The 12,930-nt window shown below is 66.3% G+C and carries 18 protein-coding genes; 5 read left to right on the forward strand and 13 right to left on the reverse strand.

The features are described 5' to 3' along the window. Positions 1–243 precede the first annotated feature (243 nt). The 3 genes from TX79_RS19795 to TX79_RS00485 all read left to right on the forward strand — a co-directional run bounded on the left by TX79_RS19795 (position 244) and on the right by TX79_RS00485 (position 1,855). Positions 244–486, forward strand: a complete 243-nt coding sequence (locus TX79_RS19795) for an amphi-Trp domain-containing protein (RefSeq protein ID WP_049925029.1) — start codon at positions 244–246, stop codon at positions 484–486. A 178-nt stretch (positions 487–664) separates the two neighbouring features. After that, positions 665–1,432, forward strand: coding sequence for an NRDE family protein (locus TX79_RS00480; protein WP_049925031.1), 768 nt, complete (start codon positions 665–667; stop codon positions 1,430–1,432). 72 nt (positions 1,433–1,504) lie between these two features. After that, on the forward strand, positions 1,505–1,855 hold the full coding sequence (locus TX79_RS00485; protein ID WP_049928220.1) for a helix-turn-helix transcriptional regulator: 351 nt from the start codon (positions 1,505–1,507) through the stop codon (positions 1,853–1,855). 29 nt (positions 1,856–1,884) lie between these two features. Here the strand turns inward: TX79_RS00485 and TX79_RS00490 are convergent, their stop codons facing one another. From TX79_RS00490 to gatC, 3 genes are all read right to left on the reverse strand, one after another. After that, positions 1,885–2,295, reverse strand: a complete 411-nt coding sequence (locus TX79_RS00490; protein ID WP_049925032.1) for a hypothetical protein — start codon at positions 2,293–2,295, stop codon at positions 1,885–1,887. 71 nt (positions 2,296–2,366) lie between these two features. Then, a complete protein-coding gene (gene gatA, locus TX79_RS00495; RefSeq protein WP_049925033.1) occupies positions 2,367–3,635 on the reverse strand; it encodes an Asp-tRNA(Asn)/Glu-tRNA(Gln) amidotransferase subunit GatA in 1,269 nt (422 codons plus the stop codon). A gap of 1 nt (position 3,636) precedes the next feature. Next, positions 3,637–3,915 carry an Asp-tRNA(Asn)/Glu-tRNA(Gln) amidotransferase subunit GatC gene (gatC, locus tag TX79_RS00500; protein WP_049925035.1) on the reverse strand — a complete coding sequence of 93 codons (279 nt, stop codon included), beginning with the start codon at positions 3,913–3,915 and terminating at the stop codon, positions 3,637–3,639. Between the two features lie 296 nt (positions 3,916–4,211). Here gatC and TX79_RS00505 point away from each other — a divergent pair, with 296 nt between their 5' ends. Both TX79_RS00505 and TX79_RS19950 read left to right on the forward strand, forming a co-directional pair. Continuing rightward, the gene (locus tag TX79_RS00505) at positions 4,212–5,186 is read left to right on the forward strand and encodes a transcription initiation factor IIB (protein WP_049925036.1); all 975 of its coding nucleotides are present in this window, start codon (positions 4,212–4,214) and stop codon (positions 5,184–5,186) included. 90 nt (positions 5,187–5,276) lie between these two features. Beyond that, positions 5,277–5,402 carry a hypothetical protein gene (locus TX79_RS19950; protein ID WP_268257972.1) on the forward strand — a complete coding sequence of 42 codons (126 nt, stop codon included), beginning with the start codon at positions 5,277–5,279 and terminating at the stop codon, positions 5,400–5,402. A gap of 76 nt (positions 5,403–5,478) precedes the next feature. On the opposite strand, the gene TX79_RS00510 is transcribed toward TX79_RS19950, so the two are convergent. From TX79_RS00510 to TX79_RS00555, 10 genes are all read right to left on the reverse strand, one after another. Continuing rightward, positions 5,479–6,063 (reverse strand): cupredoxin domain-containing protein, encoded by a 585-nt coding sequence (locus tag TX79_RS00510; RefSeq protein WP_049925038.1) that lies wholly within the window; start codon positions 6,061–6,063, stop codon positions 5,479–5,481. Between the two features lie 57 nt (positions 6,064–6,120). Further along, positions 6,121–7,203, reverse strand: coding sequence for a copper-containing nitrite reductase (nirK, locus tag TX79_RS00515; RefSeq protein WP_049925040.1), 1,083 nt, complete (start codon positions 7,201–7,203; stop codon positions 6,121–6,123). A gap of 367 nt (positions 7,204–7,570) precedes the next feature. After that, a complete protein-coding gene (locus TX79_RS00520) occupies positions 7,571–7,846 on the reverse strand; it encodes a DUF2249 domain-containing protein (protein ID WP_049925041.1) in 276 nt (91 codons plus the stop codon). 166 nt (positions 7,847–8,012) lie between these two features. Beyond that, on the reverse strand, positions 8,013–8,672 hold the full coding sequence (locus TX79_RS00525; protein ID WP_049925042.1) for a cytochrome c biogenesis CcdA family protein: 660 nt from the start codon (positions 8,670–8,672) through the stop codon (positions 8,013–8,015). Between the two features lies 1 nt (position 8,673). Beyond that, positions 8,674–9,204: a TlpA family protein disulfide reductase gene (locus tag TX79_RS00530; protein ID WP_049925043.1), complete on the reverse strand. Its 531-nt coding sequence runs from the start codon at positions 9,202–9,204 to the stop codon at positions 8,674–8,676. Between the two features lie 3 nt (positions 9,205–9,207). Beyond that, positions 9,208–9,993, reverse strand: coding sequence for an SCO family protein (locus TX79_RS00535; protein ID WP_049925044.1), 786 nt, complete (start codon positions 9,991–9,993; stop codon positions 9,208–9,210). 129 nt (positions 9,994–10,122) lie between these two features. Then, complete coding sequence (locus tag TX79_RS00540) at positions 10,123–10,710, reverse strand: cupredoxin domain-containing protein (protein ID WP_049925045.1); 588 nt, start codon at positions 10,708–10,710, stop codon at positions 10,123–10,125. Between the two features lie 42 nt (positions 10,711–10,752). Continuing rightward, the gene (gene nirK / locus TX79_RS00545; protein WP_049925046.1) at positions 10,753–11,841 is read right to left on the reverse strand and encodes a copper-containing nitrite reductase; all 1,089 of its coding nucleotides are present in this window, start codon (positions 11,839–11,841) and stop codon (positions 10,753–10,755) included. Positions 11,842–12,314: 473 nt separating this feature from the next. After that, complete coding sequence (locus TX79_RS00550) at positions 12,315–12,548, reverse strand: DUF2249 domain-containing protein (protein WP_049925047.1); 234 nt, start codon at positions 12,546–12,548, stop codon at positions 12,315–12,317. Positions 12,549–12,626: 78 nt separating this feature from the next. Next, positions 12,627–12,854 carry a DUF2249 domain-containing protein gene (locus TX79_RS00555; protein WP_049925048.1) on the reverse strand — a complete coding sequence of 76 codons (228 nt, stop codon included), beginning with the start codon at positions 12,852–12,854 and terminating at the stop codon, positions 12,627–12,629. Positions 12,855–12,930 lie beyond the last annotated feature (76 nt).

Genomic DNA, 12,930 nt, shown 5'->3' on the forward strand with positions numbered 1-12,930 from the left:
CTGTCGACTGGCCGAACAACTGTGAGGCCAGTCAACGAAGCCGTGCGAGGGATGAGCGACCAGCGGGAGCGAATCGGCTGGGGAGGGCGTGGCTACTCCCCGTGTCCACGATAGCAGGACACTTCGTTTCACACCGATCGACTGCTAGCACCCCGTATAATAAGCAACTCTACTAACCGCTGTGGACGATTCTACGACACGCTGTCCCCACTCGGCTGTATCCCGGACCCGTAGAGACCACCGATGCCGGTAGAAGTACTGTTTAAAACCGAGGAACGGACGACGAGATCAGAAAGAGCCGAGACGTTGCGTGACGCCGCGGATCGGATCGAATCCCGAGAGGTCACCCTGGGAAGCGCCAGTGAGGAACGCACCGAGATCGTCCCGGAACGTCCACGATTCGAGGTCGAACTCGAACGACTCACGGATTCGGAAACCGGGGATCGACGGTACGAACTCGAATACGAAATTCGGCGGGTGGAGTAGCGCTCGAGCGACTCGTTCCGCACGTCGGAGCGCCCCGGCGCGGAGGGATGAGACCGGTTCCTGTCCCGGCGTCCCGACGGACCCGGGACCTGGGCAATGGGCGTGACGGAACTGGCGGACGGGAAACCGTACGCCGATCCGGACCGAAGTTAAGACGCTGGCGCTCCTACCTGCGTGCGTGTGTACCCTGACGCTCGCCTGGCAAGCCTTCGAGGAAGCGCCGGTCGCCGTGGCCGCGAACCGTGACGAGGCGCTCGAGCGCGAGTCGCTGCCGCCGTCGGTCTACAGCGAGGAGCCGCTGGTCGTCGCCCCGCAGGACGCCGAAGCCGGCGGGACGTGGATCGGTTGCAACGAGTTCGGCGTGGTCGCCGGCATCACGAACAAGTGGACCGACAGGGACCTCGCGGGCGAGCGCTCGCGCGGACGCCTCGTCGCCGACGTACTCGAGGCCCGATCGGCGGCCGAAGCGGCGACACTCGTCGAACGCGAGACGACCACCACCGAGTACGAGGGGTTCTACCTGACCGTCGCCGACTCGCGGGACGCCTACTGCTACGCGTGGGACGGCGACCTCGAGCGGATCGATTTCGATCCCGGGGTCCACGTGATCGTCAACGCCGCCGTCGACGATCACCGCGACGTGCCGTCGCATCGACGCGACGCGGCCCGAACCCAGGCCGAGAACGCTGGCCGGGTCCGGGAGGACCTCGCAGTCGGGGACGAGGAGTCCGTCGACGAGTGGCTCGAGCGGGCCGGCGACGTGCTCGGCGATCACGAGTACGGCGTCTGCATCCACGGCGACGGGTTCGGCACGCGGTCGTCGTCGCTGCTCGCCCTCGGCGAGACGGCGACCTACCGGTACGCGGACGGCCCACCCTGTCGGACGACCTACGAGCCGGTCGCACTACCCGATCGGCTCGCGGCTGACTGCGAAAGCCACATTTAAGCGGCTCCCCCTCACTCGTGTACGTATGGACGGATTCCCGCCTGTCGTCTCGCGTCCGGAGAGGTGGTCACCGTGAGCGTCCCTGCGTCCGAAGCGGAGCTGTCCGAGGACGAACGCGCCGGCCTCGAACTGGTTCGCGAGACCGGTGGTATCCACCAGAGCGACTTCTGGAAGGAACTCGACGTCTCCTCGCGGAAGGGCAGCCGGATCGTCGAATCGCTCGTCGAGAAGGGACTCGTCGAGCGCGAGGAGACGGTCTACGACGGTCACAACACCTACTACATCGCACCGACCGCACGCGATCTCGATTTCACGCTGTTGATGGCCGGCGACATGCTGTCGCCGTTCATCGGCGAGGAGGAAGTCGACCCCAACAGCGACGCCTTCTCGCAGTGGATCATGAACCTCGCGTACGAAGAGTGAGTTGTTGACGACGGCTCGTTTTTACGGAATCAGTCGCGTCGGATCGCCCGTTCGATCCGAACGAACGGATCTCGATCCGACTCGTAGTGTGTGACGTCGCCGTCGACGGCCTCGAGGATCCGCCTGTGGACCTCGCGTGCGGCTCGCTGTTCGTCGGGCGAGAGGTCGTGGTGGCTGGCGAGGTCGGTCCAGAAGCTCCCCTCGAGCCAGGACAGCGTCTCCCGATCGGATCGGTAGACGACCGTCCGGTCCCGTGCGTCGTCGAACGAGAGGTGACAGCCCGTGAGCTGAGCTCTCGCGAGGACGGCGACCAGCTGGCGTCGCGAGACCGGCGCGTGGAGGGCGACGTCGTCGATCGTTTCGCCGAAGTAGGCGTCGACGAGGTCGCAGGTCCGCGAAAATTCGTCGAAGGGAACGTCAGTGTCTCGTGTCCGGATCATGGCAACTCCTGCGGGAACCGTTACCTGATCGGACTTCAACGGGCGGCAAATACTTGGTGGCCGACGGCCCCTCAGGCCAGGGCGCTGGCAGCACGGATCAGGGTCCGCTCGCCGAAGGCGGGACCGACCAGCTGGAGGCCGACGGGGAGGCCGTCGGTCTCCCCGGCGGGGACCGAGATGGCGGGGAGGTCGGCGAGGTTGACCGGCGTCGTGTTGGCGTCCGCGAGGTACATCTGGAGCGGGTCGTCGAGGCTCTCGCCGAGTTCGAACGGCGGGACGGGCATCGTCGGCGAGGCCAGCACGTCCGCGTCCGAGAGCGCCTCGTCGAAGTCCTGTTTGACCCAGGCGCGGGCGTCCTGGGCTTTCTTGTAGTACTTGTCGTGGTAGCCGGCCGAGAGGGCGTAGGTGCCAAGCAGGATGCGTCGTTTGACCTCGTCACCGAAGCCCTCCTTGCGTGCCTGGGAGAAGGCCTCGTTCCAGTTGCCGTCGTAGCCACCCGAGGTTCCGTACCGGACGCCGTCGAACCGGGCGAGGTTGGAGGACGCTTCGGACATGGCGATCACGTAGTAGGCCTCGACGGCGTGTTCGACCGACGGCAGCGAGACCTCGTGGTAGGAGGCACCCCGGTCCTCGAGGTCGGCGATGGCGTCCCAGAACGTCTCGCGGACGCCCTCGTCGGCCCCCTCGAGCAGTTCCGTGGGAACGCCGATGGTGAGTCCGTCGACGTCGCCCGTCGCGGCGTCCGCGTAAGTGGTCTCGTCGCCTTCCGACCGAGTAGTAGCATCGTTTTCGTCGCTGCCGGCGATCACGTCGAGCAGTTCGGCGGCGTCCTCGACGGTATTCGCGAGGGGACCGATCTGCTCGAGGCTGTTGGCGTAGGCGACGAGGCCGTATCGGGAGACGAGGCCGTAGGTGGGTTTGATACCGACGACGCCGCAGAACGCGGCGGGACAGCGGATCGAGCCGCCGGTATCCGACCCGAGCGCGAGGTCCGCCTCGCCGGCCGCCACCGCCGCTGCCGAGCCGCCCGAGGAGCCGCCGGGGACGTGGCCGGGTGCGGCCGGGTTATCCGTCGGACCGAAGTAGGACGTCTCGGTCGTCGTCCCCATCCCGAACTCGTCCATGTTGGCCTTGCCGACGATGGTCGCGCCGGCATCTTTGAGTCGGGAGACGACCGTCGCGTCGTACGGCGGGACGTACTCCTCGAGCATGGCCGACCCGCAGGTCGTCCGGACGCCCGCCGTCGAGATGTTGTCCTTGACCGCGACGGTGCGGCCGGCGAGCGGGCCGTCCTCGGCCCCCTCGATCGTCTCCTCGGTGATGAATACGTTCGCAGCCATATCAGGAGACGTTCGGACCTTTGAAGTAGCCGTCCTCGGTTTCGGGGGCGTTACGCAGCGCGTCCTCGCTGTCGAGGGAGTCGCGTTCCTCGTCGGGTCGCATCACGTTCGCGAGGTCGGCCTCGCGGTCGACCTCGGGTACCTCGTCAAGCGTCTCGAAGTACTCGAGGATGTCCGCGAACTGCCGGGAGAACTGATCGACCTCGTCGTCGTCGAGATCGACCCGGGCGAGTTCCGCGACGTGACGGACCTCCTCGGGACTGACGGCGTCGTCGCTCATACCTGTTCGAACCGCCTTCCGGAGAGTAAGGGTTTCGATGTGTGATACGACCCGTCGTGGTTTGACCGAGGATCGACGGGCCTGTCCCGACGACGGGGCCGATACCCCCCGGACCCGTCGACGTATCGGTCCGGAGTCGTGATCGCCCCGGCGACGACGTCGCGGATTCGGGTCGGAAACCGGGTATTATCGCGGGACCCCCAGTTCGGCGGTCGTATACTATCGCCAATTTTAAGTGACCGAGGCCGATTACTTCTTCCAGAGGTTTTCGACCGACGTTCGATCCGCCCGAGACAATGACCGATTCCCCGATCCGAACTCGCAGCGACGAGCGACGTCAGACGGAACGCGCGGAGTCCGTCGACGAGCAAGACGAACGCGAACAGTGTCCGGAGTGTGGTGGCCGTCTCGTCTCGGACGCGGAACACGCGGAGACGGTCTGTGAGGACTGTGGGCTCGTCGTCGAAGCAGACGAGATCGACCGCGGCCCCGAGTGGCGCGCGTTCGACGCCGCCGAGAAGGACGAGAAGTCTCGCGTCGGCGCGCCGACGACGAAGATGATGCACGATCAGGGACTCTCGACGAACATCGGCTGGCAGGACAAAGACGCCTACGGGAAGTCCCTCTCGAGCCGGCAGCGACAGAAGATGCAGCGCCTGCGCACCTGGAACGAGCGGTTCCGAACCCGCGACTCAAAGGAGCGCAACTTGAAGCAGGCGCTGGGCGAGATCGACCGCATGGCGAGCGCGCTCGGCCTCCCCGAGAACGTCCGCGAAACCGCCAGTGTGATCTACCGCCGGGCGCTCGAGGAGGATCTCCTCCCCGGACGCTCGATCGAGGGCGTCGCCACGGCCGCGCTGTACGCCGCCGCGCGCCAGGCCGGCACCCCGCGCAGCCTCGACGAAATCGCCGCCGTCTCCCGGGTCGAGAAGGACGAGGTCGCCCGCACCTACCGGTACGTCATCCGGGAACTCGGCCTCGAGGTCCAACCGGCCGATCCCGAGAGCTACGTGCCCCGGTTCGCGAGCGACCTCGACCTCTCCGAGGAGACCGAACGCCGCGCCCGACAGCTGCTCAAATCCGCGAAGGACGCGGAGATCCACAGCGGCAAGTCGCCGGTCGGGCTGGCCGCCGCGGCGGTGTACGCGGGTGCTCTGTTGACCAACGAGAAGGTGACCCAGAACGACGTCAGCGACGTGGCGAACATCTCCGAGGTCACCATTCGCAACCGCTATCACGAACTCCTCGAGGTCGAGGAAGCGCCGGTCTGATGACCCAGGGATCGACAATCACTCGTTAATCCGGACGTTCACGTCGGTAGTCAGGTCATACTGAACAGTACGTCACGCGTTGCGAACAGTATGGAATGCGATAACTGCTACGCGGACGAGGTAGCGTACACGCTGCGGACGTATCCCGAGTCGGACGCGAGCGATCACGTCGAGTTGCACTTCTGTTCGACGGACTGTTTGCGCGTCTGGACGTAACCGGCTCCGTCACTGGCGGGTGTAGAACAGCAGGTCCCGCGTGGAACGCCTCGAGGGGTCGCCGGCTGCCGTGGGCTTACGGCCCGTCCTCGAGGACGGGGCGGGTCTCCTCGTTGAACAGGTCGATCGCCCGGACGACCTGGGTCGGCAGTTCGGGTTGGGGGTCGGCCATCGCGGGTTCGTCGTCGGGGTCGGGCCAGCCGACGACCACCCGGCCGACGTTGCCGGCGACCTCGTGGGAGGTACAGACCTGCTGGGTGTCGACGTAGTCGTAGACGCCCGCCTGGTCGAACGTCCGCTCGTAGGACGAACCGACGCCCGACAGCCGTTCGCTCCCCCAGGGGTCGACCCCGTCGGGCGTTCGGTGCGGCCCGTGGCCGTCCTCGTGGTAGCCGGTGACGTCGTGGCGGCCGGTCTCGACGAGCCACTCGACGGTCCCGCCTTCGACGACGTGGACCACCTGCGGTTCGAACTCCGGGTGTGGCTGGGAGTTCGCCGTCACCGTGATCCGGTGGGTTGGCGAGCCCAGTTCGCCCGTGCCGTCACCGTCCGTTTGCCACTCCTCGAGGCGTCGCTCCGCGTCCTCGAGACAGCCCGCGAGGGCGAGTCCGACCGCGGATGCGGACGCCTGCAGGACGGTACGACGGGAGACGTGGGTCATGGTTCTGGGGTGTCGGTAGTCGTGTTCGATGCGGCACGAGCGAACGAGGACGCCGGGTTACTGCGGGTCCTCGTCGTAGATCTCGGGGTTCTCCTCGCCCTGGACGTCGACCACGGCGAGTGCGCCCTTGTGGACGACCCGGCTGAGCGCGTGGTCGACGATTTTGACCGGGCCGGGGACGTGGAACTCCATCTCGCCGACCGTGGTCGTTCCGGGGGTGACCGGTGCCGTCTCGATGTTCTTGTCGGGTTCCGATAGCAGGTCGCCGTCGCGGTAGTAGTTGCTCCAGACGTTGCCGATCGGGTGGAGCGCGCTGGTCAGGTTGGGACCGCCGTTGGCGAAGTAGACCCGGGCGGTTTCGCCGACTTCGGCCTCCATCGGTCCGACGCCGTCCTCGGTGAGCCCGTAGGCCTGGCCGTTGAACACCACGTACGTCGGATCTTCGCGTTTCATCGCGTCGAAGTCGAAGCCGTGGTGACCCTCTTCGCCGACTTTGCCGTCGGTGTAGAGCTCGTGCTGGCCGAGGTAGTACTCGTTGTCCACCTCGGGCAGGCCCTCCTCGGGTTCGACGAGGATCGTGCCGAACATGCCGGAGCTGATGTGGTGGTCCATGTTCGGGACCGCACAGTGGTAGATGAACGCCCCGGCGTACTCGGCCGTGAAGCTGATCTCGGCCGCCTTCTCGCCCGGTGTGATGGTGGTGGCGTCGGCACCACCACCGGGGCCGTAGACCGCGTGGAAGTCCACGTTGTGGAGGGTCATGTTCATCTCCTCCGGCACCTCGAATCGGAGGTTGACCCTGTCGCCCCGGCGGACGCGGACCATCGGCCCGGGCACCTGGCCGCCGAAGGTCATGAAGTCGAACGTGACTCCAGGTTCGATCTCGGCGGTCACGCGCTCCGTCTCGAGCGTGATGTCGTGTTCCCGGGGTTCGTCCCAGTCGACCGGCGGCGGGATGTCGGTCGGATCGCGAGCGATCCTGTCGGCGTCCACAGGTTCGGCCGGAGCCAGCCCCTCGTCGGTCGGTTCGGGCTCTGGCTCTTCGGTGGTCGGACTGCCGAGGCAGCCGGCGACTGCCGCGATGCCGGTGATTCCTGCGCCCTTTACGAACGTTCGACGGTTGAGCCGGTTTTGGGTCATTGTCTTTCTCCTCATTCCCATATACACCTCTCATATGTACACCAATTTCGTCTTTTCCTGAATGGTGGGAACTATCCGAACATGTTCGGCATGGGGGTCGTCAACGGCTCCATCGTCAACGGCTCTCGTCGAGGCTCCGCTGCTCGTGCGCTCCCTCGTCGAAACCGGTCCGAGACCCTCCGCTTTCGTCCGACGAGGAACCCGATCTCCGTGCGCGCCGTCCGTAACGCCCTCGACTAGCCGAACACGCCGACGTGGGATGGCTCCCACCAGCGGGTACCCGCGGAACGTACTCGCGTGATGGATCGTGGCTCGAACTCGACGATCGTGGACGCTGCTCCCGCCGAACCGTCGAGTCGGCCGAAAATCAGTCGCCGGCCGCCGGGTTCCAGATAACCGTCACGACTTCAGACTCGAATTCGACCGACTCGTAGGCGTAACCACGGTCGTCGAGTTTCGGGAAGAGGAACTGCGGGACGCGGTCGTTCCGCTGGACGAGGACCGTCTCGTCCGGGAGTTCCTCGAGCGTCTCGAGGGTGTTCTTCAGGGGTTCCGGCGGTCCCAGCGTTCGGACGTCGATCACCTCGCGCGGCCGTTCGGTCGGTGCGTCGGTGCGTTCGACGACGGTCGACGGTGACTGCATACAGCGAGGTTCGTGGGCTCGCTCCCTGTGTTTCGTCCCGGACGTGTTCGGGTACGCGTATCGAGCGATCGCGTGGGTAGCGGAGGGGGAACCGCTCGAGGCTCGACGGTGAGTCGGAGAAAGGGAACGGTGCGAGAACCGAACGAAAACGGGTGTATCGAACGGCTCACAGCGCGACGTACAGCTGTCCGATGCCGGCGAGCACGAGCACGACGCCGGCGATGCGGATCACTCGATCGACGTGTTCGGCGATCCGCCCGGCGCTTATCGCGTACCCCGACGCCGTCGCGACCGTGGCGGCGACCATGAGCGCTCCGAACCCGGCGGCGTACGTCCCGAGCACCAGCGCTGCCTCGAACGGCGGCATGGTGAGCGATCGAAACGCCAGCCCCAGGAAAACGGGGAGGACGCAGGCTGTCGCCGCCAGGGCGTACATCGCGCCGAAGAGCCCGAATCCGAGGACGGTCGATCGCCGTTCGGGCAGGAGGACGTGCACGGCACCGCTACCGCCGTACAGCACCCACAGCCCGAAGCCGATCAGGGCGACGCCGACGCCGTACTCGAACAGCGGCAGCGCCCGCTCGACCGTCTCGCCGGCCACGATCGCCGCGATCGACAGCACGCCGAGGACGGCCATCGCGCCGACGGCCGCCGCGATCCCGCGAGCGAGCGTCCCGGATAGCGGCGGCCTCGTCTCCTCGCCGGTCGCGGCGACGTAGTAACCGACGTACCCCGGAAGCAGGGCGTAGGCACACGGCGAGAAGAACGTCGCCACGCCGACGCCGAGGGCGAACGCCATCGTCCCGAGGAGTTCGCCGCTCACCATCTCACCCACCTCCCGCCGCGTCGATCGCCGATCGGATCTCTTCGGCGGACTTCCGGCCGCGCCCGGACCAGGTGACGACGTTGTTCTCGTCGAGGACGTACGCGTACGGGACCCCGGAGCCGTCGAGCGCCTCGGTCAGTTCGAGGTCGGTGTCGAGGGCGACCGGCCAGTCGCCGTCGTGTTCGCGCCACCACTCCGCGACGTCCTCGCGAGTGGTTGTGTTGCCGATCGGCTCGCCCGTCACCGAGACGAACTGGACGTCGTCGCCGACCTCCTCGTGGACCCGGCCCAGCGGCTCCATCATGTCCTGGCAGACGCCACACCAGGTGGCGAACAGTTCGACGAACGTCACCCGGCCGGGTTCGGGGATCGTCGCGGTGCCGGCCTCGCTCCCGGGGGCGTCGATCGTCTCGAGGTCGACCGGTTCGACGACCGCGTCGTCCTCGAGCAGGTCCCAGTCGCTGGCGGCGATCGCGCCGCCGCCGAGGGCGGCGAGGCCGGCGGCTCCGGCGATGACCTCGCGACGGCGCATGGGTTACCACCCCTCGACGACCGCGCGGGCGGCGTCGACGATCTCGTTCCCGCCCGGGGAGCCGCCCGTCCAGGCCCGTTCGACGAGCCCGTCCTTGTTCACGAGCAGGATGAGCGACGTGTGCGTGATGTGTCGCTCGTGATCGTCGTGCCCGTCGTCCATCTCGTCGTCGTCCATCTCGTCGTCCATCTCGTCGTCCTCCATCTCCTCGTCCATCCCGCCGTTCGACTCGCCGTGTTCGAACGCCACGCCGAAGGTCTCCTCGACGACTTCCTTGGCGTCCTCGTGGCTCTCCGGCCGCAGGAAGTACCAGTTCCCGGCGTCGAAGTCGACGCCCATCCGCTCGCCGTACTCCTCGAGCACCTCGGCCGTGTCGTACTCGGGGTCGAAGGTGATGGGGAGAAACGCCATCTCGTCTTCGTAGCCCTCCTCGTGGGCGTCCGCCTGCACGCGCTGGAGGGCGGCAGTCAGCCCCGGACAGACGGTCGGACAGGCGGTGTAGATGAACGTTAGCATGCAGTGACGTTCTCCCTCGAACTCCGCGGTCGAGACCGTCCGGTCGTGTAGCGGGGCCGGTACGGTCACCTCGGGAATCGCCTCGCCGTAGATCGGATGCGGAATGTCCGACTCCTGGATCCGATCGTGGTTCTCCGGCGGCTCGAGAACGACCCCCTCGGGCGCGTCGCTGGTGCTGCGTTGCAAGCAGCCGGCCAGCGACGCGCCGAGCGCGACCGTCCCCGCCGCGCGCAGCACGGTTCGCCTGTCTATGGACGTAGATTTCGGGCTCATGATCTCAGGTATCTCTCGGCTCTCCACGGGCTAAAGCGCGATCTGGATTCCCATTCGCTTAGAAAAGGCGAATATGTTCGTCCTGGTGGGTCGTTCGCCGGGCCGGCACGATCGTCGCTGATCGAATCGTTACGGCCCGTCCTCGAGGACGGGGCGGGTCTCCTCGTTGAACAGGTCGATCGCCCGGACGACCTGGGTTGGCAGTTCGGGTTGGGGGTCGGCCATCGCGGGTTCGTCGTCGGGGTCGGGCCAGCCGACGACCACCCGGCCGACGTTGCCGGCGACCTCGTGGGAGGTACAGACCTGCTGGGTGTCGACGTAGTCGTAGACGCCCGCCTGCTCGAAGGTCTGCTCGTACGAGGAGCCGACACCGGACAGTCGTTCGCTCCCCCAGGCGTCGACGCCGTGCGGGGACCGGTGTGGGCCGTGCCCGTCCTCGTGGTAGCCGGTGACGTCGTGGCGGCCGGTCTCGACGAGCCACTCGACGGTCCCGCCCTCGACGACGTGGACGACCTGCGGCTCGAACTTCGGGTGTGGCTGGGAGTTCGCCGTCACCGTGGTGCGTTCGGCAGGCGTTCCCAACGCTCCTGCGTCCTCCGGCGGCTGTCCGTCGCCGTCGCTGCCTCGATCGGTCGTGCCCTCGAGACAGCCCCCGAGAGCGACGCCGACCGCGATCGCTGCCGATCGGAGCGCGGTTCGGCGGGAGACGTGGGTCATGGGTTGGATCGTGGGTGGCCCGTCTCGCGTTAGATTGCGGCTCTAGGGATCCTCGTCGTAGACGTCGGGGTTCTCTTCGCCCTGGACGTCGATGACGCCGAGTGCGCCCTTGTGGACGACCCGGCTGAGCGCGTGGTCGACGATCTTGACCGGGCCAGGGACGGGGAACTCCATCTCGCCGGCGGCAGTCGTCCCGGGGGCGACCGGTGCCGTCTCGATGTTCTTGTCGGGTTCCGACAGCAGGTCGCCGTCGCGGTAGAAGTCGCTCCAGACGTTGCCGATCGGGTGCCAGGAACTCATGAGGTTCGGACCGCCGTTGGCGAAGTAGACCCGGGCGGTCTCGCCGACCTCGGCTTCCATCGGCCCGACGCCGTCCCCGGTGAAGGCGTAGGCCTGCCCGTTGAACACCACGTAGGTGGGATCTTCGCGTTTCATCGCGTCGAAGTCGAAGCCGTGGTGACCCTCTTCGCCGACTTTGCCGTCGGTGTAGATCTCGTGTTGACCGAGGTAGAACTCGTGGTCGACCTCGGGGAGCCCGTCTTTCGGTTCGACGAGGATCGATCCGAACATGCCGGAGCTGATGTGGTAGTCCATGTTCGGGACCGCACAGTGGTAGATGAACACGCCCGGGTATTCGGCCGAGAAGCTGATCTCGGCGGGGTCGTCGCCCGGCGCGATCGTCGTCGCGTCCGCACCGCCACCGGGACCGTAGACGGCGTGGAAGTCCACGTTGTGCATTTCCATGTTCATGTCGTCCGGGACGTCGAACGTCAGGTTGACCCGGTCACCCTGGCGGACGCGGACCATCGGCCCCGGAATCTGCCCGCCGAAGGTCATGAAGTCGAACGTGACACCAGGTTCGATCTCGGCGGTCACGCGCTCCGTTTCGATCGTGATGTCGTGTTCGCGGGGCTCGTTCCAGGTGACCGGATCGGGGACGTCCGTGGGATCGCGGGCGATCCGATCGGCGTCGACGTCCTCGGCCGGCGGTAGTCCGTCGTCCGAACCACCCTCGGTGCCCTCGTCGGGATCTTCCGATCCGTCGCCGCCGAGACAGCCGGCAACCGCGATTGCGCTTCCCGCACCCACCGTTGTCAGGAACCGTCGTCGGGTCGAGTCGTTTCGGGTCATTGTCCTCATTCTGGGATAGCTGCCGATAACAGTTCAAAAGAGACAACGGTTCTCGCTGACCGGTAAACGATTGTAGATGTTCGGTGGGCACATGAGTTTATATCCCGGCACCAGCAAACGTCGGTCGTTTTTACGTCCGTCCCCGTTTCTCCGTCGGTGTCGCTCGTACGGACCGGTCAGGGACTGTTCGGACGTCCATTCCGGGCCTTTCGCTGACGCCGTGACCGGACGGAGCTTATCCGTCGATCACGATTCGGGCCTGATCGCACACGCTTTATCGACCCTGGCGGGCGAGTACGCACGCAAAGGTCCAACGTTGACCGACAGTCGAGGAGCCGGAATCGACGTTCGGTCCCTGTGGAACGATAGACTCGTGGTTGACACCGTGCGATTCCGATTCGAAGACGCATGCGTAGCCGAAGCAGGTGCTCCCCGCGACGAAGACGGGCTGCTACGAACGACGGGGTCGCAGGTTACGCCTCTACTTTCGGGAACCGGGCGACGAACTCCTCGGGGCCGACTTTCTCGACCTCGTACGCGTCGGCGTCGAAGCTGTCGACCTCCGCCTGGAACTCGTAGAACAGCGGTTTGGGTTCGTGGTCGTTGACGATGGTCAACGTCTCGCCGGGCTCGAGCTGTTCGAACTCCTCGTGGATGGTCGGATGGCGCTTCACCGGTGGGATGTCCCTGACGTCGAGTCGGGTCATGTACTCGACGGTGGGGTCGCCTGATGGATCGGTATTCGCACGAATACGTTCGGGAGGAGGTGACGCCGGCCCGAGCGGCTAGGCAGCGTGTTCGATGTGAACGTGCCAGAGATCGTCGGACTGGTGACTCTCGTGGTCGAACCCGCGGCTCTCGAGTACTTCGTAGAGGGGCTTCGGTTCGAACGGGGCGATCAGGTGAAGGCGTTCGCCCGGGTCGAGCGACTCGAGGGCGTTCATGATGTCCTCGAACGGCGGGCCGTCGATCTCGCGAACGTCGATCGTCAGGTCGGCGGATTCGGTTGCCATCACCTCGATAGTCGGCCGCCCGACGATTGGAATTTCGTCCGAACGTGTTCGTAGCGGGTGCAATTCCCAGGTCGTA

Origin of the sequence: Halopiger goleimassiliensis (assembly GCF_000455345.1) — an archaeon.
GTDB lineage: Archaea > Halobacteriota > Halobacteria > Halobacteriales > Natrialbaceae > Halopiger_A > Halopiger_A goleimassiliensis.